This window comes from Phycicoccus sp. Soil803 (assembly GCF_001429685.1).
Classification (GTDB): domain Bacteria; phylum Actinomycetota; class Actinomycetes; order Actinomycetales; family Dermatophilaceae; genus Pedococcus.
Genome location: NZ_LMST01000001.1, coordinates 2,387,074 through 2,407,222, shown reverse-complemented (window position 1 = coordinate 2,407,222; position 20,149 = coordinate 2,387,074). Strand labels below are relative to the sequence as shown.

Genomic DNA, 20,149 nt, shown 5'->3' with positions numbered 1-20,149 from the left:
TTGCGGTGGTTGGTCGATTTCATCGGAACCTGTCCCGTATCCTGCCATGTATGAGCACCGCGATCGAGCAGCCCTACGTCTACCGGCACCGCGAGCTGGTCGAGCCCGACTGGACCCGCTTCCCCGGCTGGCGCGCCGTGACCGCCACCGACTGGGCCAGCGCCCAGTGGCAGCGGGCGCACTGCGTCAAGAACATCAAGCAGCTGCGCGAGCTCATGGGCGACCTGCTCACCGACACCTTCTACGCCGACCTCGAGCGCGACCAGGCCGAGCGGGCCACGATGTCGATGCTCGTCCCGCCGCAGATGATGAACACCATGGTCAGCGAGCTGACCTGGGCCGACGGCACGATGCCCGCCGCGGGCGCCGAGTTCACCCGGGCGTTCTACGCCGACCCGATCCGGCGCTACATGCTCCCGGTGTTCTCCGACCGTCGCACCGACTGGCCCTCGCACCCGCACGCCACCCGCGACAGCCTGCACGAGCACGACATGTGGGCCGTCGAGGGCCTCACCCACCGCTACCCGACCAAGGTGCTGGCGGAGATGCTGCCGACCTGCCCGCAGTACTGCGGCCACTGCACCCGGATGGACCTGGTCGGCAACTCCACCGCGGTCATCGACAAGCTCAAGCTGACCGGCAAGCCGGTCGACCGATATGCCGCGATGCTCGACTACCTGCAGCGCACCCCCCAGGTGCGCGACGTCGTGGTGTCCGGCGGCGACGTGGCCAATATGCCGTGGAAGAACCTCGAGGGCTTCCTCGACAAGCTGCTCGACGTCGACAACATCCGCGACATCCGGCTCGCCACGAAGGCGCTGATGGGTCTGCCGCAGCACTGGCTCCAGCCCGACGTCGTCGAGGGTGTTGCCCGGGTCTCCGCCAAGGCGCGCTCGCGTGGTGTCTCCATCGCGATCCACACCCACGTCAACAACGCCCAGTCCGTGACGCCGCTCGTGGCCGACGCCAGCAAGGCGATGCTCGAGGCCGGCGTCCGCGACGTGCGCAACCAGGGCGTCCTCATGCGCGGGGTCAACGACACCACCGAGCAGCTGCTCGACCTCTGCTTCGCGCTCCAGGACGACGCGATGATCACCCCGTACTACTTCTACATGTGCGACATGATCCCGTTCTCCGAGCACTGGCGGCTCTCGCTCGCCGAGGCGCAGCACCTGCAGCACTCGATGATGGGCTACCTGCCGGGCTTCGCCACTCCGCGCATCGTCTGCGACGTGCCCTTCGTCGGCAAGCGCTGGGTGCACCAGGTCGACAGCTACGACACCGAGCGCGGCATGTCGTTCTGGCGCAAGAACTACCGCACCTCGATCGAGGGTGCGGACACCGACGCGCTGTCCCGCGACTACGTCTACTACGACCCGATCTACACCCTCCCGGAGGCCGGTCAGCAGTGGTGGCGCGAGGAGGGCGACCACGAGGCCGCCCACGCCGTGGCCGTCGAGCGGGCCGCCGCCAGCCGCGAGGCGTCGCTGGTCTGAGCCGGTGGCGCTGGTCCGAGCTGGTGCCGCGGACGGTGTGACGTGGCCGACGTGGGACCTGCGTGTGCCGCGTGGTCGGCTTTCGCTAGGTTGCTCCCGTGACTGCTATCGCCCTCCCCCACAAGCGCGTCCTCGCCGACTACGTCCCTGCCGTCGCCGGTGTCCCGGCCTCGGTCGGTGCCCGGGTCCGCGACCTCGCCCTCGTCGCCGCAGGAGCCGGTTTCATCGGGCTGCTCTCCCAGTGGAGCATCCCCCTGCCCGGCACGCCCGTGCCCCTGACGCTCGGCACGTTCGCCGTCCTCCTGACTGGTGCCTCGCTCGGTGGCCTGCGGGCCCTGCTGAGTGTCGGCACCTACCTCGTGGCCGGCGGGCTCGGGGTGAACTGGTTCGCCGGTCACCGGGACGGCTGGGGCGGCGTCACCTTCGGTTACATCATCGGCTACGTCATCGCGGCGACGCTCGTGGGCTGGCTCGCCCAGCGTGGCGGTGACCGGACGGTCGCCAAGACGGTCGTCACCATGGCCGTGGGCAACCTCATCATCTACTCGGTCGGGGTGTCCTGGCTGATGAACGCCACCGGCATGGACCTGTCGGCCGGACTCAAGGCGGGCATGACCCCGTTCCTCATCGGTGACGCCATCAAGATCGCGGCGGCAGCCGGTCTGCTCCCGGCCGCCTGGTCGCTGGTCAAGCGCGTCGAGAAGCGCTGAGGTTGGCCTCAGGCACTCCTGCCACGACGGCCCTGACCCGACTCGGGCTGGCCTTCGAGCTGCACCCCTACGACCACGATCCCGCGGCGGCCTCCTATGGCCTGGAGGCCGCCGCGGCATTGTCGGTGCCGCCGGCCCAGGTCTTCAAGACGCTCCTCGTCGTGGGGGACTCGGGACTGGCCGTCGGTGTAGTGCCCGTCGACCGGCAGCTCGACCTCAAGGCGGTCGCTGCGGCCCTCGGCCTGAAGAAGGTGACGATGGCGCAGCCCGCCGATGCCGAGCGCTCCACCGGCTACGTCGTCGGTGGCATCTCCCCCATCGGCCAGCGCAAGGCACTGCCGACCGTCGTGGACGAGTCGGCCCTGGGTTTCGAGCGGGTCTACGTCTCGGGTGGGCGCCGTGGCCTGGACATCTCGTTGGCACCGGGCGACCTGGTGGCCGCGACGAAGGCCACGGTGGCGTCGATCGCCCGCTGAGGGTCTACTCCCAGGGCGTTGAGAGCACCACGGTGGTGCGCGTCGCCACGTTGGCAGCAGCCCGGATCCTGGCCAGCAAGGTCTCGAGGTCTCCCGGCGTGTGCACCCTGGCCTTGAGGATGTAGTTCTCCTCACCCGCCACGGAGTGGCAGGCCTCGAGCTCGGTGATGTCGCGCAGCCGGTCCGGGATGTCGTCAGGCGCAGCGGGATCCAGCGGCGAGATGGAGATGAAGGCCGTGAGCGGCAGGTCGAGGGCGGTGAAGTCCACGAGCGCGGCATACCCCTTGACGACGCCCCGCTCCTCGAGGCGGCGGACCCGCTGGTGCACTGCCGACGTGGACAAGCCCATGGCCTTGCCCAGGTCGGTGTAGCTCATCCGGCCGTCTGCGCGAAGCAGGTCGACGATGCGTCGATCGAGGTCTTCCACGCCCACACCCTACTGAGGTCGCGGCCGTCAGGTGGGAGCATGTCCGCCATGACCTCGCCCGCCGGCACTGGCCGTCTCATGCTGCTCGACAGCGCCTCCCTCTACTTCCGGGCGTTCTTCGGCGTGCCCGACCAGCGCAGCGACACCTCGCAGCCCCCTACCAACGCGATCCGCGGCTTCCTCGACATGATCGCCTCGCTGGTCACCACCCACCAGCCGACGCACCTCGTGGCGTGCTGGGACAACGACTGGCGGCCGCAGTGGCGGGTTGACCTGCTGCCCAGCTACAAGGCACACCGGGTGACCCAGGAGCCGCCCGCGCCTGTGCCGAGCGACGTACCGGACCAGGCCCACCCGGCTTCGGACGACACCGTGGCCGAAGAGGTCCCGGACGACCTGGCCCCCCAGGTGCCGGTCATCGTCGATGCGCTGGCAGCGCTGGGGATCGCCCGGTTGGGGGCGGACGGCTTCGAGGCCGACGACGTGATCGGCACGCTGGCCACCCGCTGGGGCGGCACCATGGAGGTCGACATCGTCACTGGGGATCGCGACCTCCTGCAGCTCGTCGACGACGCCCGACGCGTGCGCGTCCTCTACACCGGGAAGGGCGGGGTGCGTGAGCCCGACCTCGCCACCCAGGACTACCTGCGCGCGAAGTATGCGGTGGACACTGGTGACGCCTACCTGGACATGTCGGTCCTCCGCGGCGACACCAGCGACGGCCTTCCCGGAGTCAAGGGAATCGGCGACAAGACGGCGGCCCAGCTCATCGCCGAGTACGGCTCGCTTGCGGGCCTCCGCGCGGCGGTGGACGGTGGGGCTCCGGCGATCAAGGGAGCCCGGCGGGTCAACCTCGAGGCGGCAGCGGCGTACCTCGACGTGGCCCCCACGGTGGTCAGGGTGACCCGCGATGCGCCAGTCGACGAGGTGGACATGGCGCTGCCGCGCGAGGTGGCCGACGCCGCGCTGATGAGCAAGATCGCCAGTGAGTTTGGCGTGACTAGCTCGTTCAACCGCGTGCTCTCCGCCCTTCGCATCGAGTAGCGGGGCGAGGAAATCGGCCAATTGCCCGAGATCCCGTGCGGCAGAGGGCCAATCCCTCAGGAAGTCGGCCAATTGCCCGACAATCTGGCCTGGGGCGCGCGCCAGAGCGAGGAAGTCGGCCCATTGGCCGAAAACAGCTTGGCTGGTGCCCTCAGTCGAGGCGGTCGGCGGCGACCACGCCACGCATCACGGCGTCGATGGCCTTGCGCGACGTGGCGCGCAGCGTCGGCTCGGGCGCCGCGTCACCGATCTGGCCGAGCAGGTCCACCACCTGCTTGCACCGCCGCACGAAGTCGCCGGCCGCCATGTCGGACCCCCGCAGCACCTCCTCGAGCTGGCGCCCACTCGCCCAGCGGTGCATCATCCAGGCCATCCCGGCATCGGGGTCGCCGGTGAGCGGCAGGCCCAGCTCGCGCTCCCGGTCCTCGAGCACCGACCAGAGCCGGTTCATCTCCCGGACCGCCTCGGCCACGTCCTCGTTGGGCATCCGCGGCGACGGGTCGGTCTCGTCCCGGCGGGGCTCGTGGATGAGGGCCGACACGACCGAGGCGAGTCCGGCCGGGTCGAGCCGTTTCCAGACCCCCAGCCGCAGGCACTCGGCGGCGAGCAGGTCCTTCTCGGTGTAGAGCCGGCGCAGGTTCTCGCCCTGGGGCGTGACGAGGTCACCGCTGTCGGACAGGTAGCCCATCTCGCCGAGCAGCGTGCAGATCCGGTCGAAGGTCCTGGCGACCGAGTTGGTCCGACCCTCCACCTTGCGCTGGAGCCCGACGGTCTCGCGCTTGAGCCGCCACCACCGCTCGGCCCAGCGAGCGTGGTCCTCGCGGTCGGGGCACTGGTGGCACGGGTGTGCCTTGAGCTGGCGGCGCAGCTCGGCGATGCGTCCGTCCTCGGCGCTGCCCGCGTATGCCGCGGAGCCGCGTGAGCGGGACGGCGGTGGGTCGTGGGGCACCGCGATGCGCAACGACGTGGCGAGGTCACGCCGGGCCTTGGGGCTCTTGGCGTTGAAGTGCGGCGGCACCTTGACGTGCCCGATCGCCTCGACCGGGGTGGGGACGTCGACGAGGGTCAGCTTGAGCAGCTGCTTGTCCTCGGTGACCACGGTCGGCGCGGGCGTCTCGCCCCGGTAGGACTTGGACGGCTGCACGACTACCGCGTAGCCGGCGCGACGACCCGACGGGATCTTGATGACGTCACCGATCCGCAACGTCTCGAGCGAGACCGCGGCCTCGGCGCGCCGGCTGGCCGACCGCTCTCGCGCCCCGTCCTTCTCGAGCCGCGCGATCTCGTGGCGCAGCGCGGCATACTCCGCGAAGTCGCCGAGGTGGCACGCCATCCCCTCGGCGTACCCCTCGAGGCCCTCCTCGTTCTTGCGCACGGCGCGGGCCATGCCGACGACGGCCCGGTCGGCCTGGAACTGGGCGAACGACGTCTCGAGGATCTCGCGGGACGTCTCGCGGCCCACCTGGGCCACGAGGTTGACCGCCATGTTGTAGGTCGGGCGGAACGACGAGCGGAGGGGGTAGGTGCGCGTCGAGGCAAGGCCGGCGACGGCGAGCGGGTCCATTCCGCGGTTCCACTGCACGAGGGCGTGGCCCTCGATGTCGATCCCGCGACGGCCGGCCCGACCGGTCAGCTGGGTGTACTCGGCGGGGGTGATGTCGGCGTGGGTCTCGCCGTTGAACTTCACGAGCTTCTCGATGACCACGGTGCGCGCCGGCATGTTGATGCCGAGGGCCAGGGTCTCGGTCGCGAACACCGCGCGGATCCGCCCGGCCGTGAACAGCTCCTCGACGATCTCACGGAAGGTCGGCAGCATGCCGGCGTGGTGGGCGGCGAACCCCCGGGTCAGGCCGTCGACGAAGTCCCAGTAGCCGAGCACATCGAGGTCCTCGTCGGCCAGCGACGAGACCCGCTCCTCGACGGTGCGCCGGATCTTGTCGCCCTCGGCCTCGGGGATCAGCCGGAGGCCGTCGCGCAACAGCTGACCCACGGCCGCCTCGCAGCCGACCCGGCTGAAGATGAAGGTGATGGCGGGCAGGAGCCCTTCGCGCTCGAGCCGCTGGACGACCTCCGAGCGGGTCGCTCCCCCGCCGGGACGCCCCCCAGAGGTGCGGGCCATGCCCCGGCCGCCGTGACCACCGCCCGGCCCACGCGGACCCTTGCCCCGGCCACCGCGGCTGTGCCGGTCGGAGTGCGAGCCGTAGCGGGCGCCCTCGTCCCACCGGCCGCGCTGTTCCGACTGGCGGATCGCCTGCAGCAGCTCGGGGTTCACCCGCGTCGCGTCGATGCCGGTAACGGGAGCGGACGCCTCGTCGACGAACAGGTCGTACATCGACTGCGAGACCATCATGTGCTGCCACAGCGGCACCGGCCGGTGCTCGGAGACGATGATGTCGACGCCGCCGCGCACCTCGGAAAGCCACGCCCCGAACTCCTCCGCGTTGCTGACCGTGGCCGACAGCGACACGACCTGCACGTCCTGCGGGAGGTGGATGATGACCTCTTCCCACACCGCGCCGCGGAACCGGTCGGCGAGGTAGTGCACCTCGTCCATCACCACGAAGCCGAGCCCGTGCAGGGTGGACGACCCGGCATACATCATGTTGCGGAGCACCTCGGTCGTCATCACGACGACGGGTGCCTCACCGTTGATCGAGGAGTCACCGGTGAGCAGCCCGACGTTCTTCGCGCCGTGGCGGCGCACGAGGTCGTTGTACTTCTGGTTCGAGAGCGCCTTGATCGGGGTGGTGTAGAACGCCTTGCGGCCGCTGGCCAGGGCCAGGTGCACCGCGAACTCACCGACGATGGTCTTGCCCGCACCGGTCGGAGCCGCGACGAGGACACCCCGACTGGCCTCCACGGCCTGGCAGGCCTGCACCTGGAAGTCGTCGAGGGGGAACCCGACCGTGGCCGCGAAGGCAGCCAGCTGCGACTTCTCGTATGCCGCGCGGCTGGCGCTTGCGGCGAATCGCTCAGCGGGCGTCGACATGCTCCCGAGCCTACGGTGCGGCAGGCGCCAGCACCGTCACCGCGCCGGGGACCACCTCGACGGTCAGCGGCAGCGGGGCGAACCGCTCCCCGTCGGCGTAGGCCACGATGCCCGCGGCCTCGAGCGTGACCGACCGTCCACGGATGATCTCGACGGCCGGGTGACCCACGTGGGCACCCTTGAACACCTTGGGGAAGACCTTGAGGAACTCCACCGTGCTGATCTCGTGGAGCAGGAGCACGTCGAGCAGTCCGTCGTCGAACTGCGCGTCCGGGAGCACGTGCATGCCTCCCCCGTAGCTGGGCCCGTTGCCGACCACGACGAGCATCGCCTTGGTCTCGTGCCGGATCCCGTCGACGGTCACGACGTAGGGAATCGCCTTGAACAGCGGGAGCTCGCGCAGGATGGCGAGGTTGTAGCGCAGCTGCCCCTTGGGCCACGGCCAGGTGTTGGCGCGCTCGTTGACGAGCGAGTCGAAGCCGGCGCCGAGCACCCCGACGTACCAGTGCCGGACCCCGTGGGCGTCGACGTGCTGCACTGCGTCGATGGTGCGGGGCACGCCGGTGGTCACCAGGTCGGCCGCCCGCACCGGGTCGTGGACCGGCAGGCCCAGGCCGCGGGCGACGTCGTTCCCGGTGCCGGCGGCGATGATGGCCAGCGTCGTCCCGGTCTCCGCGGCGAGGTCGACCCCGAGGTGCACCATGCCGTCACCACCCACCACCGCCAGCACGTCCAGGCCCTGCGCGATGGCGCCGAGCGCGCGGTCGCGGGCGGCGGCATACGTCTCGTCGGAGAGGTCGACGACGTCGTGCCCGGCCGCCCGCATCCGCTGGGCCACCTCGATGCCGAGCGACATGCCGCGGTTCTTGCCCGACGTGGGATTCACGACGAGCCCGACCCGCTTGCTCACAACGACGATGCCTCGTCGTCGGGCACCTCGACCCAGGCGGGACGGTTCTTGCGCCGCCCCCGCTCGATGAGCTTGCTGACGAGGATGGCCGCGACGTAGAGGATGCACAGCGGGACGGCGAGCAGGAACATCGTGAACGCGTCGGGAGTCGGCGTGGCGATGGCCGAGATCACGAAGATCCCGAAGATCGCCGGGCGCCAGGCCTTGATCATCGCCGAGGCGGGCAGGATGCCGATGGCGTTGAGCGCCACCAGGAAGACCGGCATCAGGAAGGCGCAGCCGAAGGCCAGGATGAACCGGGTGACGAACGAGAAGTAGTCGCTGACCTGCTGGATGTTCGACGCGCCCGCCGGCGTGAAGCCGTAGAGCACCTCCAGCACCTTGGGCAGCACGTAGTACGCCAGGGCGCAGCCGGCCAGGAACAGCGGGACGGTGGCCGCGATGAACGCCAGCGAGACCCGCCGCTCCTTCTTCGTGAGGCCCGGCACGATGAACGCCCACAGCTGGTACAGCCACACCGGGCTGGAGAGCAGCACCCCGACGAAGATCGACAGGCTGACCTGCTGCGAGAACGCCGCCGTGGCGTTGCCGAAGTTCAGGCTGATGACGCTCGTGGGGTTCTGGTCCTTGTACTCGTTGAACGGTGCCGCCAGCTGGTCGTAGACCCGCTCGTAGAAGATCCAGCCGAGCACCGCACCCGCGAGGAGGGTGATCGCGGAGATCAGGAACCGTCGGCGCAGCTCGCGCAGGTGGTCACCGAGGGACATCCGCCCCTCAGGGTTGCGGGCACGCCGGAAGGCCATGGTCGTGGGTGGGAAAGGAGCTGGCGACTCTAGGAGGCGCCGGAGCTGTTGTCCGTGCGCGGGGTGTTGTCCTCGCGGATCGGGTTGGTGCCCTCGGTGCCGGGGCTCGCGCCGGCGTCCTTGACGGTCTCGCCCTTGACGGTGTCAGCGCTCGCCGCCGACTTGCCGTCGTTCTTCATCTCGTCGACCTCGGACTTGAAGATGCGCATCGACCGACCGATGGAGCGCGCGGCATCCGGAAGGCGCTTGAAGCCGAAGAGCACGACCAGGAGGACGAGCAAGATGATGAGGTGCCAGCCCTCGAACAGTCCGCGCATGGTACTCATTTCCTCTCGGTCACCAGGTGACCATGATGTCGATCGTGCCGTGGGTGCGGCACTGCAGTCAGTCTAGGTGTCGGGCCCAGCTGGGACGCCGCGCGGCCAGTCGGGCGCGCCGCTGCTGCTTCAACGAGGCGCGGGTGGCGTCGCGTTCCCGGCGGAGCTGACGGGGGTCACCGAAGATGTCGGGCTGGGGCGGCGGCGGTCGCTCACCGAGGCGGTCGGTCTCGGCCTGCAGCGCGGCGACCGTCCGGGACGAGCGGCTGACCTCGGCCGTGAGCTCCTTGAACTGGCCCCAGACGCCCCAGGCGCGGGTCGCCAGGTAGGCCAGCGCGATCAGCACCAGCAGCGCCCAGATCAGGATCCACCACCACACGGGACGACCCTACTCGTAGGCCTGCAGGGCCTCCTGTGCACCCTCGCGCACCGAGGCCGCCACCTCGGCCGGTGCGAGGACGGTCCCGCGGCCCCCGAGCCGCCAGACCAGCCGGCGCAGCCAGAGCGTGTCGGCCGTGCGCAGGGTGACGGTCTGCGACCCGTCAGGGTCGGTCTGCACCGAGTCGACCGGGTAGTAGTCGCTGACCCAGGTGGCCCCCGGCTGCAGGCGCAGTGTGACGGGGGTGTCGTCGGGGCGCGGGGTGAAGGCACCGAGGTCGAGGTCCCGCAGCTGCGCATCCGGCGGTGGCGTGCCGTCCTCGTCCAGCACGTCGAGGCGGGCGATCCGGTCCATCCGGAAGGTGCGGGTGTCCTGGGCCAGGTGGCACCAGCCCTCGAGGTACCACCGGGAGTCGAGGTTGACCACGCGCATGGGGTCGACGTCGCGCTCCGTGGCCTCGTCACGGCTTGGCACCAGATAGCGCAGGTGCACCCGGCGGTGGCCCTCGACGGCGCGGCGGGCGTCGGACAGCAGGCCTGCCTCGACCCCCTCGCTGATCGCGACCTCGACCCGGGCCGCGGCCGCGGCGCTCGCCCCGGTGGCCTGCTCCAGCTTGGCCATCGCCCGCTCGATGGCGTCCCGCTCCCCCAGGCCGGGCACGGAGGCCAGCGCCCGCAGCCCGACCATGAGGGTCAGGGCCTCGTCGCGACCGAGCCGCAACGGCCGCGCGATGGTGTCGGCGTTGGTCACGAAGACCCGGCCGCTCTCCCACTGGGCGTCGATCAGCTCGTCGGGCATCTGCCCGTAGCCACAGAGGTAGAGCAGGCGCAGGTCGGTCTCGAGCTGCTCGACCGTGATGCCGAGCTCGGCGGCGGCCTGGTCGAGGTCGATCCCCTGTCGGGCGACCAGCCACGGCACCATGGTCAGGAGCCGGGCCAGCCGGTCGGTGGCCGTCTCCTGGACGGTCCTGGCCTTCTTGGGCGGCGGAGTCACGCCGCACCGCCCGAGTGCGCAGCCAGCGCCCCGCGCAGTCGCTGGACCACCAGCTCGCGCACCTCCGGCGGAGACGTGACGACGACATCGGCGCCGTAGCCGCACACCTCGTCGGCCAGCGCGTCGTCGTCGCCGAAGGGCACCACCAGCTCGCTCCACTCCCCCAGGTCGGTCGTGCTCGTGGCCCGGCGACGCAGGGTGTTGCCCCGGTCGGCCCGGACCCGGACGACCGCATCACGGGTCCGCTGCTCCCCCACTGTGGTGCTGATCATCTCCTGCGCGCGGTGGTCGGCGGGCACGGCATACGGCTCCGCGTTCTTGACCTCGGTGACGTCGCCGTCGATGCGTGACAGCCGGAAGACCCGCGCCGCATCCCGGTCCAGGTCGAAACCCGTGAGGTACCAGCGACCGTGCCACGACGCGAGGCCCCAGGGCTGCACGACGCGGGTCATCACCTCGCCCTCGCCACCCGTGCGGTAGCCGAAGGAGATCGTGCGCTGCCCGACGACGGCGTTCTTGACCGGCTCGAAGGCCGGCTCGCTGGTGCCGAGCCGCGGCTCGATGCCGATCAGCGAGTCACCGTCGCGCTCGATGCCGGCCGCCTTGAGCTTGCGCAGCGCCTGCGCCGCGGGACCGGCGAGTGAGGCGTGCGCCCAGGTGCGGCTGGCCAGGCCCAGCACGGCCAGCTCGTCGGCCTCGAAGGAGATGTCCGGGAGGGCGTACTCGCGCTGGTCGATCCGGTAGCCCACCTCGTCGTCCCACGCCCCGCCGATGTCCTCGGTGACGAGTGGGATGCCGAGCTCGCGGAGCTCGTCCTTGTCGCGCTCGAACATCCGGTCGAAGGCCTCGTCGCTCGTGGCGTCGCCGTACTGCGGGACGACGGCACGGATCCGCGACTTGGGCAGCGGGCGGCGGGTGTAGAGCAGGCAGAGCACGAGGTTGAGCAGGCGCTCGGTCTTGGCCGCCGGCCCGGTGGGGGAACTCACCCGCCCGACGCTACCCGAGTGGGACCCGCCCCTCGTGGCTAGTCTGCGTGTCGTGATGCAGTGGCGCGAGGGAACGGTCGAGCAGGTGCGGGGCCGGTGGCCGGGCGCCGTGGAGTATGCCGTACGGCTGGGCAGTGCTGACCCTGACGACCGTGACGGAGCCGAGCTGGTCCGGGCGCTCGCCTACACCGCCCTCGTCGGTGAGCCGCAGGTCGGTGACCGGGTGCTGCTCAACGCGTCCGCCCTGCTCCGAGGTCTCGGCACCGGTGGGCTGGCCTTCATCGTGGCCGCGCCCGACCGGCTGCCGGCCGACCCCGAGACACCCGAGGGGCACATCGTCAAGGCGCGGTACACGCCGCAGCAGCAGATGTTCATGGCCGTGGACGAGCAGGACAGCCCCCACCACGACGTCATGACCGGACCGCTGGCCGCCTCCGGCGACCTGCAGGGCATGCCGGTCGTCGTGGCCGACCTGCACTCCGCCCTGCCCGCGGTGCTCGCCGGGATCCGGCTCGACCGACCGCAGGCGCGGGTGGTCTACCTCATGACGGACGGTGGCGCCCTGCCCCTGGCGTTCTCGCGCAATGTCGCCACCCTCGCCGAACAGGGCTGGCTGGCCGGCACCGTCACCGTGGGGCAGGCCTACGGCGGCCAGCACGAGGCGGTCACCCTGCACTCCGGTCTGCTGGCCGCCCGACACGTCCTCGCAGCAGACATCGCCATCGTCATCCAGGGGCCGGGCAACGTCGGCACCGGCACCGCCTGGGGCTACACCGGGGTCGCCGCCGGCGAGGCGCTCAACGCGGTCGGCACGCTCGGTGGTCGAGGCGTCGCGGCGCTGCGGGTGTCGGACGCCGACGCGCGTGAGCGGCACCGCGGGATCTCCCACCACAGCACCACCGCCTACGGCCGGATCTGCCTGGTGTCAGCGGACGTCCCGCTGCCCACGGACCGGTCGGAGTTCGGGCTGCTGGTCGCCGAGCAGGCACACGCCATGGTGCGCAGCGCCCAGGGGGCGCTGCGGGTGCGCGAGGTCGACAGCGACGGGCTCGACGCCGCCCTGCGGGCCGTGCCGGTCCAGCTGTCGACCATGGGTCGCTCCCTCGACGAGGACCACGCGGCCTTCCTCTACAGCGCAGCAGCCGGGCGGTATGCCGCCCGGCTGCTGGAGAGCTGACCGCTCAGGTCGTGCTGCTAGTGCTCAGCGCACGTCCACGAGGTCGACCACGAAGATCAGGGTCTCGCCCGGCTTGATCGCGCCACCGGCGCCACGGTCCCCGTAGCCCAGGTGCGGGGGGATGACCAGCTTGCGGCGGCCGCCGACCTTCATGCCGACGATGCCGTCGTCCCAGCCGCGGATGACCTGGCCGACGCCGAGCCGGAAGTCGAGGGGCGCACCGCGGTTCCACGAGGCGTCGAACTCCTCGCCGGTGGAGTGGGCGACACCGACGTAGTGCGCCGAGATGGTGTCACCGGCTCCGGCCTCCTGGCCGTCACCCTCGGTGAGGTCCTCGATGACCAGCTCCGCGGGGGCCGCGTCGCCGGGGAAGTCGATCTCGGGCTTGGTGGTGTTGGGGTCGAAACCCATGGGGTGCTCCTTCGCAGGGGGGTGGTCGGAATGGGGTGTGAGGGGTGGCGCTGGAGCGGGTCAGTAGGCCGCGAGGATGTCGACGACGAACACCAGGGTGTCCGTGCCCTTGATCTTCGGGGGGCTGCCGGCGGCGCCGTAGCCGTCGGCCGGCGGGACCACCATGAGGACCCGGCTGCCGACGGTCCTGCCGACCAGCTGGGCGTCCCAGGCCTTGATGACCTGCTGCTTGCCGATCACGGTCTCGAAGTACTTGTCGGGGCTGTTGGCGGAGGAGTCGAAGATCGACCCGTCCTTCCAGAGCGCACCGGTGTAGGTGACCCGGATGGTCTGCCCGGCCTCGACCTTGGCGCCGGCGCCCTCGATCAGGGCCTGGCCGACGGTCTTGGTCGGCGGCTTGGCGCCCTTGGGGATGGTGATGGTGGCGGCCTTGCCGGTCTCCACCTTCACTGCGGGCAGGCCCTTGGCCGGCGCGACCTCCTTGCCCTCGGCCGAGGCCAGCGGCTTGGTCGCCCCCAGCACGTCCATGAGGAACACGACCGTGTCGGTGCCGGCGACCTTGATCTCGGCGTTGCCCTGGGTGCCGAAGGCGTCCTTGGGCGGCATGGCCACCAGCACGCGCGAGCCGATCTTCTGGTTCAGCAGGCCCTTCTTGAGTCCGGGGAGCAGGTCGCTGGCGCCGAGGTTCAGGCCGAGGTTCTGCTTGCCGAAGTTGCTGTCGAGGACCGAGGAGTCCTTGCCGTTGACCAGGACGTACTTGAGGCTGACGATCTCGTCACCCGTGACCGTCGCGCCGGTGCCGGCCTTGACGACCTTGGTCGTCGTCTCGGTCACGGTGAGCGGCTTGGGGTTGACCGTCACGGTCGGGGCGGTGGTGTCGCTGCCCCCGGTCACGGTGATCTTGTCGAGCGCGGAGCCCTTGGTCTCCTTGGTGTCACCGCAGCCGGTGAGCGCCAGGGCTGCCGCCAGAGCGGCGGCAGTGAGGGCAGGAAAACGTCGCAGATGCACGGTGAAGGACCTTCGCTGGGGGTGGGGAACCAGCGCCCACCATAACCTTCACGGCTGGCAAAGCCCGATTCGTCCCGGTATCGCGGCCACGCGGCATACCGATCCGGCGACTCAGCCGCGCATGCCCTCGATGAGGCGGTCCACGCGGGCGTCCACGGCGGCGAACGGGTCCTTGCACAGCACCGTGCGCTGCGCCTGGTCGTTGAGCTTGAGGTGCACCCAGTCGACGGTGAAGTCACGACGGTGCTCCTGGGCGGCCTTGATGAAGTCACCGCGCAGCTTGGCCCGGGTGGTCTGCGGCGGCACCGTCTTGGCCTCGAACACCTCGGGGTCGGTGGTGATGCGGGCCGCCCGCCCGTGCTTCTGGAGCAGGTAGAACACCCCGCGCTCGCGGTTGACGTCGTGGTACGCGAGGTCGAGCTGGGCGATCCGGGCGTGCTCCATCGGCAGGTCGTGCTTGGCCATGTAGCCGGTGATCAGCTTGTGCTTGATGACCCAGTCGATCTCGGTGTCGACCAGCGACAGGTCGCCGGTGTCGACCGCGTGGATGGTGCGCTCCCACAGGTCGAGGACCTGCTTGTGGATCGGGTCCTCGAGACCCTCGCGGTCGGCGAAGGCCTGGGCGCGCTCGAGGTACTCCGACTGGATCTGCAGCGCGGACAGCTCGCGCCCGTTGCTGAGCCGGACCGTCTTGCGGCCGGTCATGTCGTGGCTCATCTCGCGGATCGCCCGGATCGGGTTCTCCAGCGTCAGGTCGCGCACGACCATGCCGGCCTCGATCATCCGGAGCACGAGGTCGGCCGACCCGACCTTGAGCATCGTGGTCGTCTCGCTCATGTTCGAGTCGCCGACGATCACGTGCAGGCGCCGGTAGCGCTCGGCATCCGCGTGGGGCTCGTCGCGGGTGTTGATGATCGGGCGGCTGCGGGTGGTCGCGGACGAGACGCCCTCCCAGATGTGGTCGGCCCGCTGGCTCACGCAGTAGGTGGCGCCCTTGGAGGTGGTGACGACCTTGCCCGCGCCGCAGGTGATCTGGCGGCTGACCAGGAAGGGGATGAGCACGTCGGACAGCTGCTGGAACTCCCCCGCGCGGCCCACCAGGAAGTTCTCGTGGCAGCCGTAGGAGTTGCCGGCCGAGTCGGTGTTGTTCTTGAAGACGTAGATCTCGCCCTCGATGCCCTCCTCGGCGAGGCGCTCCTGGGCATCGGCCACGAGGCCCTCGATGATCCGCTCCCCCGCCTTGTCGTGGACCACGAGCTGGCGGACGTGGTCGCACTCAGGCGTGGCGTACTCGGGGTGGGAGCCGACATCGAGGTAGAGCCGGCTGCCGTTGGAGAGGAACACGTTGGACGAGCGGCCCCACGAGACCACCTTGCGGAAGAGGTAGCGGGCCACCTCGTCGGGGGTCAGCCGTCGCTGCCCCTCGAACGTGCACGTGATGCCGTACTCGTTCTCGATCCCGAAGATCCGCCGGTCCATGCTCACACTCTAGGCTTTACGTGCCTTTGGTCCGCGAGGTTGACGCACCGTGGAATCATGGGCGGCATGCCCGACGCCCACGCAGCGGACGGGGGAAGCCGTAGCCCAGGCTCGACCACCACCCAGGTGGGCGACCTGACGCGGCACACCCAGTCCATCCTCGAACGCGCACAGGCCTACGCCGACGCCATGCGCGCCGAGACCGACCAGGTCCTGGCCTCGGCGCGTGCGGACGCCTCCCGCATCCGGGAGGAGGTCCAGACGCTGCTCGACGACGCCCAGCGCCAGCACGCCGACGCGGTGCGCGATCGCGAGCAGGCCGGGCGCGCACTGGAGGAGGCGACCCGTGAGGCGGAGTCGCTCGTCTCCGACGCCGCCGAGCAGGCCTCGATGCTCAACGAGTCGGCGAGCCGCACGAGCGAGGAGGCGGTCACCGCCGCGCGCGCCGAGGCAACCGCCCTGGTCGACGAGGCGAGCGCCCGGGCCGAGTCCCTGCGTGCCAGCGCCCAGAGCGACTACGACGCCGCGATGGCCAGGTATGCCGCGCACGAGGCCGAGCGCGACGCCGACTTCCGTGCCGGTGTCGAGAAGATGGACCTCCATTTCGCCGAGCGCGACGAGCAGGAGCAGGCCGCACGGGCCGCCCTGCTGGAGGAAGCCACCGCCGCGGCTGCCAAGCACCGCGAGGAGGCGCAGATCGAGGCCGAGCGGATGATCGGTGCGGCCGCGATCCACGAGCAGGAGACGGCCGCGAAGGCGGCAGCCCTGCTGGAGCAGGCGCGGACCGATGCCCAGGAGCGCATCGACCGGGCCCACGCCGAAGCCGGCGAGATCATGACGCAGGCCGAGGAGCACCTGAAGTGGGGCCAGGACACCGTGCGCCGCATCCTCGACGAGGGTGACGCCGAGGTCCGCCGGATGCGCAAGGAGACCCACCGGGAGCTGTCGGCCAGGGTGCGCTCGCGCCGCCAGCTGATCCAGACCGCGCTCGCCCAGACGGCGCACCGGGCCCGCTCGGACCGCGAGTCGGCCCGACTGGAGTCCGACCGGCTGAGGGCCCAGGCCGAGGCCGTGATGGCCGCCGCGCAGGCCCAGGCCGAGCGCACCACCGCCGCCGCGGCAGCCGAGGCCGAGCGGGTGCGCTGGACCGCTGCCGAGACCGAGCGGGCAGCGGACGAACGCGCCGCCCGGCGGCTCGAGGAAGCCGAGAAGGCTGCGCGTCTGGTGCGGGAGCGGACCGCCCAGGAGATCGAACGCCTCCAGCGCGAGACCCACGAGTCGCACCGCCAGGCCCGCGAGGAGCTGGTCACCACGACCGCCCAGGCCCGTGCGGATGCCGACCGGGTCCGCGACGAGGCGCGTGCCATGCTCGAACGCGCCCGGTCCGAGGTGGCCGCCCTCGCCTCGCGTCGCGAGGACATCACCACCCAGCTGGGCCACCTCTCGGGCGTGATCAACGCGCTCGCCGTGCCCGACAAGGCGGCCGTGACCCCGACCGACGACACCCCCGACACCCCCGACGCCCCCGACCCCATCCCCCATGAAGAACGGAACGACCATGAGTGACACGACCTCCTTCCGCAGCGTCCTGCGCGGCTACGACCCGGCGCAGGTCGACCAGTGGCGTGCGGAGCACGCGGGTGCCCTCGAGCAGGCGCGCCAGGAGGCAGCTGAACGCACTGTCGAGGTGAGCGAGCTGCGCGCCGCGCTGGCCCGGGCCCAGGACGAGCAGACCGGCACCGCCCAGGCGCTCGCCAGCCTGCGCGAGGAGCAGAGCAAGGCCGCCGCCCCCACCTACGCCAACCTCGGCGAGCGGATCGGCACCATCCTCGGCCTCGCCGACGAGGAGGCCGACGAGATCAGGTCCAACGCGCGAGCCGACGCCGAGACCCTGAAGGGCACCACCACGCTGGAGGCCGACCGGCTCCGCGCGGAGGCCGACCGCTACGCCGAGGACGTCCGCACCAAGGCCGACGCCCAGGCGACCCAGGTCGTCGAGAAGGCCAAGCAGCAGGCTGACGCGATCCTCGACGACGCCGACCGTGAGGCCTCCGCCCGCCGCGAGGAGGCCGAGGCCTTCTACGAGCACCAGCGGGCCCGGGCCGCCTCGGCTGCTGCCGACTTCGAGGCCACCCTCGGTCAGCGACGCGACAAGGCCGCCGCCGAGTTCTCCGCGCAGATGGCCGCCCACGAGGACGCCCTCACCCAGGCGCAGGAGCGCGCCTCCACGCTGTCGGCCGACAGCGAGCGGGCCCACGCGGAGGCGCACGCCGAGGCCCAGCGCGCGCTCGAGGCCGCCAAGGCAGAGGCCGAGCAGCTGGTCACCGCCGCGCGCGAGCAGGCCGAGCGGATCCGCCGCGACTCCGAGCGTGAGCTGTCCGCGGCGACGCAGCGCCGTGACAGCATCACCGCGCAGCTGAGCAACGTCCGGCAGATGCTTGCCACCCTCGGTGGTGCCGCGATGGTCGACGGCCTCGACGACCACGACGACGCCCCGGCCGAGCCGGCTGCGGTAGCGGAGCCGGTCGAGGAGACCGACACCGACTCCGACGTCGAGGACGAGGCGGTCCCGGTCGACGGAGCCACCTCCGACGACCTCGACGACGTCGCGGACGACGCGGACGTCGCGGACGACGCGGACGACGCGGACGACGCGGACGACGCGGACGACGCGGACGACGCGGACGACGACGAGCTCGAGGACGAGGACGACGAGGACGACGAGGCCGAGGTCGACGAGAAGGCCGGCACGCGGGCCTGAGTCCCCGTGTCGCTGCTCGTCCTCGGCGGGACGGCCTGGCTCGGCCGTGCGGTCGCTGCCGCCGGCGTGGCGCTGGGCCAGGAGGTCACGATCCTGGCCCGGGGCCAGTCCGGTGCACCCCCGGACGACGTCGAGGTGGTCCGCGCGGACCGCGGTGCACCCGGCGCCTACGACGCGGTGCGCGACCGGGACTGGGACGTCGTCATCGACGTCGCCCGTCAGCCGAGCCACGTGGCCGGGGCGCTGGAGGCGGTGGGCGATCGCGCCGCGTCCTGGGTCTTCGTCTCCTCCGCCTCGGTCTACGCCGCCGGAGAGGTCCCGGGCGCGGACGAGACCGCAGAGCTGCTGCCCGCCCACGAGGCCGACGACGAGGGCTGGGAGACCTACGGCGCCCGCAAGGTGGCGGGTGAGCGTCTCGTCCTCGACGCCGTGGGCGACCGTGCCCTGGTGGCTCGCTCCGGGCTGATCGCCGGGCCCGGCGACCACACCGACCGCACCGGCTACTGGACGCTGCGCTTTGCCCACCCGGCCAGCCCTGACGACGCGGTGCTCGTGCCCGACAGTCCCCTGCTGACCCAGGTGCTCGACGTGCGGGACCTCGCGCAGTGGCTGGTCTCGGCCGGCCTCTCCCGGGCCGGTGGGGTGGTCAACGCGAGCGGTCCGACGATCCCCTTGGCCGACCACCTCGCGGCGGCCCGGTCGGTCGCCGGCCACAGCGGGCCGGTCGTGCCCGTCGACCAGGACTGGCTGGCTGCCCACGAGGTCGCCCCGTGGTCCGGCGAGCGCAGCCTCCCGCTGTGGCTGCCGCTGCCGGAGTACGCCGGGTTCATGGCCCGCAGCACCGCCGCGGCCGAGGCCCTCGGGCTCGTCGCCAGACCGCTCGAGCAGACCCTGGCCGACACCCTCACGTGGGAGGTGTCGGCCGGGCCGGGCCGGGCCCGCAAGGCCGGCCTGTCCCCCTCCGACGAGCTCGCGCTGATCGCCGCCGCCCGGAGCTAGGTCGGCGCCACACCCGGCGGCATCGCCGAGGCTACCGACGTACCAACATCCGGACAGGTCATCCACTCCTCGGGCAGATAACGGCATGTTTGGTCACGACAAACATCGCGTTACCTTCGAGAGGACCGTCATGGCCACCCTGCGACTGGGCGACGACGCCCCCGACTTCACCGCCCAGACGACTGAGGGCGAGCTGACCTTCCACGACTGGAAGGGCGACGGCTGGGCCGTGCTGTTCAGCCACCCCGCCGACTTCACGCCGGTCTGCACCACCGAGCTCGGGCGGGTCGCGCAGCTCAAGGACGAGTGGGCCGCGCGCAACACCAAGGTGCTCGCCGTCTCCGTGGACGCGCTCGAGGACCACACCGCGTGGAAGTCCGACATCGAGGAGGTGTCCGGCGCCGCCGTGACCTACCCGATCGTCGCCGACAAGGACCGCGAGGTCGCGGAGCTCTACGACATGATCCACCCCGGCGCCGGCGACACGTCGCCCGTCCGCTCGGTCTTCCTCATCGACCCGGCCGGCAAGGTGCGCCTGTCCCTGACCTACCCCAAGAGCGCCGGCCGCAACTTCGACGAGATCCTGCGGGCCCTGGACGCGTTGCAGGTCAACGACTCCGGCCCGTTCTCGACCCCGGCCGACTGGAAGGCCGGCGAGCGGATCATCGTCGCCCCGACCGTCACCACCGAGGACGCCCAGGCCCGGTTCAAGGGCGTCGAGGTGGTCAAGCCGTACCTGCGCTTCGCCGACGCCCCGAGCGCCTGACCGCCGCGCGGCCTACGT

The 20,149-nt window shown here is 71.3% G+C and carries 20 protein-coding genes; 9 read left to right on the top strand and 11 right to left on the bottom strand.

What is annotated here, in order from left to right; genetic code table 11:
- Positions 1-50: 50 nt before the first annotated feature.
- From ASG95_RS10990 to ybaK, 3 genes are all read left to right on the top strand, one after another.
- Positions 51-1,496 carry a KamA family radical SAM protein gene (locus ASG95_RS10990; RefSeq protein WP_057377476.1) on the top strand — a complete coding sequence of 482 codons (1,446 nt, stop codon included), beginning with the start codon at positions 51-53 and terminating at the stop codon, positions 1,494-1,496.
- 98 nt (positions 1,497-1,594) lie between these two features.
- Entirely contained in the window at positions 1,595-2,206 is a 612-nt protein-coding gene (locus ASG95_RS10985) for a biotin transporter BioY (protein WP_057377475.1), read from the top strand.
- A gap of 2 nt (positions 2,207-2,208) precedes the next feature.
- Complete coding sequence (gene ybaK, locus ASG95_RS10980; RefSeq protein WP_235543757.1) at positions 2,209-2,682, top strand: Cys-tRNA(Pro) deacylase; 474 nt, start codon at positions 2,209-2,211, stop codon at positions 2,680-2,682.
- A 4-nt stretch (positions 2,683-2,686) separates the two neighbouring features.
- Here ybaK and ASG95_RS10975 read toward each other — a convergent pair whose 3' ends face one another.
- A complete protein-coding gene (locus ASG95_RS10975) occupies positions 2,687-3,109 on the bottom strand; it encodes an Lrp/AsnC family transcriptional regulator (RefSeq protein ID WP_056921001.1) in 423 nt (140 codons plus the stop codon).
- A 48-nt stretch (positions 3,110-3,157) separates the two neighbouring features.
- On the opposite strand from ASG95_RS10975, the gene ASG95_RS10970 reads away from it, so the two are divergent.
- Positions 3,158-4,153, top strand: coding sequence for a 5'-3' exonuclease (locus ASG95_RS10970; RefSeq protein ID WP_057378861.1), 996 nt, complete (start codon positions 3,158-3,160; stop codon positions 4,151-4,153).
- 151 nt (positions 4,154-4,304) lie between these two features.
- Here ASG95_RS10970 and ASG95_RS10965 read toward each other — a convergent pair whose 3' ends face one another.
- The 7 genes from ASG95_RS10965 to ASG95_RS10935 form a co-directional block, all read right to left on the bottom strand.
- Entirely contained in the window at positions 4,305-7,142 is a 2,838-nt protein-coding gene (locus ASG95_RS10965; RefSeq protein ID WP_057377473.1) for an RNA helicase, read from the bottom strand.
- A gap of 10 nt (positions 7,143-7,152) precedes the next feature.
- On the bottom strand, positions 7,153-8,052 hold the full coding sequence (locus ASG95_RS10960; protein WP_057377472.1) for a YegS/Rv2252/BmrU family lipid kinase: 900 nt from the start codon (positions 8,050-8,052) through the stop codon (positions 7,153-7,155).
- Positions 8,049-8,855: a twin-arginine translocase subunit TatC gene (tatC, locus tag ASG95_RS10955; RefSeq protein WP_235543748.1), complete on the bottom strand. Its 807-nt coding sequence runs from the start codon at positions 8,853-8,855 to the stop codon at positions 8,049-8,051. Before tatC ends, ASG95_RS10960 begins: the two co-directional genes overlap by 4 nt.
- A gap of 29 nt (positions 8,856-8,884) precedes the next feature.
- Entirely contained in the window at positions 8,885-9,172 is a 288-nt protein-coding gene (tatA, locus tag ASG95_RS10950) for a Sec-independent protein translocase subunit TatA (protein WP_056921004.1), read from the bottom strand.
- Positions 9,173-9,239: 67 nt separating this feature from the next.
- Positions 9,240-9,551: a hypothetical protein gene (locus ASG95_RS10945; protein WP_057377471.1), complete on the bottom strand. Its 312-nt coding sequence runs from the start codon at positions 9,549-9,551 to the stop codon at positions 9,240-9,242.
- Positions 9,552-9,560: 9 nt separating this feature from the next.
- A complete protein-coding gene (locus ASG95_RS10940) occupies positions 9,561-10,544 on the bottom strand; it encodes a YafY family protein (RefSeq protein WP_235543740.1) in 984 nt (327 codons plus the stop codon).
- The gene (locus ASG95_RS10935; protein WP_056921006.1) at positions 10,541-11,530 is read right to left on the bottom strand and encodes a YafY family protein; all 990 of its coding nucleotides are present in this window, start codon (positions 11,528-11,530) and stop codon (positions 10,541-10,543) included. The genes ASG95_RS10940 and ASG95_RS10935 overlap by 4 nt, the downstream gene beginning before the upstream one ends.
- A gap of 55 nt (positions 11,531-11,585) precedes the next feature.
- Between ASG95_RS10935 and ASG95_RS10930 the strand changes: the two genes are divergently transcribed.
- A complete protein-coding gene (locus ASG95_RS10930; protein WP_200961987.1) occupies positions 11,586-12,707 on the top strand; it encodes a DUF3866 family protein in 1,122 nt (373 codons plus the stop codon).
- Positions 12,708-12,731: 24 nt separating this feature from the next.
- On the opposite strand, the gene ASG95_RS10925 is transcribed toward ASG95_RS10930, so the two are convergent.
- The 3 genes from ASG95_RS10925 to pafA all read right to left on the bottom strand — a co-directional run bounded on the left by ASG95_RS10925 (position 12,732) and on the right by pafA (position 15,605).
- Positions 12,732-13,118 (bottom strand): FKBP-type peptidyl-prolyl cis-trans isomerase, encoded by a 387-nt coding sequence (locus ASG95_RS10925; RefSeq protein WP_056921008.1) that lies wholly within the window; start codon positions 13,116-13,118, stop codon positions 12,732-12,734.
- A 60-nt stretch (positions 13,119-13,178) separates the two neighbouring features.
- A complete protein-coding gene (locus tag ASG95_RS10920; RefSeq protein ID WP_057377469.1) occupies positions 13,179-14,126 on the bottom strand; it encodes an FKBP-type peptidyl-prolyl cis-trans isomerase in 948 nt (315 codons plus the stop codon).
- 111 nt (positions 14,127-14,237) lie between these two features.
- The gene (gene pafA / locus ASG95_RS10915) at positions 14,238-15,605 is read right to left on the bottom strand and encodes a Pup--protein ligase (RefSeq protein ID WP_056921010.1); all 1,368 of its coding nucleotides are present in this window, start codon (positions 15,603-15,605) and stop codon (positions 14,238-14,240) included.
- Between the two features lie 57 nt (positions 15,606-15,662).
- On the opposite strand from pafA, the gene ASG95_RS10910 reads away from it, so the two are divergent.
- From ASG95_RS10910 to ASG95_RS10895, 4 genes are all read left to right on the top strand, one after another.
- Positions 15,663-17,171: a hypothetical protein gene (locus tag ASG95_RS10910; protein WP_057377468.1), complete on the top strand. Its 1,509-nt coding sequence runs from the start codon at positions 15,663-15,665 to the stop codon at positions 17,169-17,171.
- Positions 17,164-18,366, top strand: coding sequence for a hypothetical protein (locus ASG95_RS10905; protein ID WP_057377467.1), 1,203 nt, complete (start codon positions 17,164-17,166; stop codon positions 18,364-18,366). The genes ASG95_RS10910 and ASG95_RS10905 overlap by 8 nt, the downstream gene beginning before the upstream one ends.
- A gap of 6 nt (positions 18,367-18,372) precedes the next feature.
- Positions 18,373-19,365 carry an oxidoreductase gene (locus ASG95_RS10900; RefSeq protein ID WP_057377466.1) on the top strand — a complete coding sequence of 331 codons (993 nt, stop codon included), beginning with the start codon at positions 18,373-18,375 and terminating at the stop codon, positions 19,363-19,365.
- A gap of 130 nt (positions 19,366-19,495) precedes the next feature.
- Entirely contained in the window at positions 19,496-20,131 is a 636-nt protein-coding gene (locus ASG95_RS10895) for a peroxiredoxin (protein WP_056921014.1), read from the top strand.
- Positions 20,132-20,149: the final 18 nt, after the last annotated feature.

Coding starts and splice junctions, on each gene's coding strand:
- ASG95_RS10965 (WP_057377473.1), bottom strand. CDS start 7,142: ATGTCGACGCCCGCTGAGCGATTCGCCGCAAGCGCCAGCCGCGCGGCA.
- ASG95_RS10910 (WP_057377468.1), top strand. CDS start 15,663: ATGGGCGGCATGCCCGACGCCCACGCAGCGGACGGGGGAAGCCGTAGC.
- ASG95_RS10930 (WP_200961987.1), top strand. CDS start 11,586: ATGCAGTGGCGCGAGGGAACGGTCGAGCAGGTGCGGGGCCGGTGGCCG.
- pafA (WP_056921010.1), bottom strand. CDS start 15,605: ATGGACCGGCGGATCTTCGGGATCGAGAACGAGTACGGCATCACGTGC.
- ASG95_RS10905 (WP_057377467.1), top strand. CDS start 17,164: ATGAGTGACACGACCTCCTTCCGCAGCGTCCTGCGCGGCTACGACCCG.
- ASG95_RS10990 (WP_057377476.1), top strand. CDS start 51: ATGAGCACCGCGATCGAGCAGCCCTACGTCTACCGGCACCGCGAGCTG.
- ASG95_RS10895 (WP_056921014.1), top strand. CDS start 19,496: ATGGCCACCCTGCGACTGGGCGACGACGCCCCCGACTTCACCGCCCAG.
- tatA (WP_056921004.1), bottom strand. CDS start 9,172: ATGCGCGGACTGTTCGAGGGCTGGCACCTCATCATCTTGCTCGTCCTC.
- ASG95_RS10925 (WP_056921008.1), bottom strand. CDS start 13,118: ATGGGTTTCGACCCCAACACCACCAAGCCCGAGATCGACTTCCCCGGC.
- tatC (WP_235543748.1), bottom strand. CDS start 8,855: ATGGCCTTCCGGCGTGCCCGCAACCCTGAGGGGCGGATGTCCCTCGGT.
- ASG95_RS10970 (WP_057378861.1), top strand. CDS start 3,158: ATGACCTCGCCCGCCGGCACTGGCCGTCTCATGCTGCTCGACAGCGCC.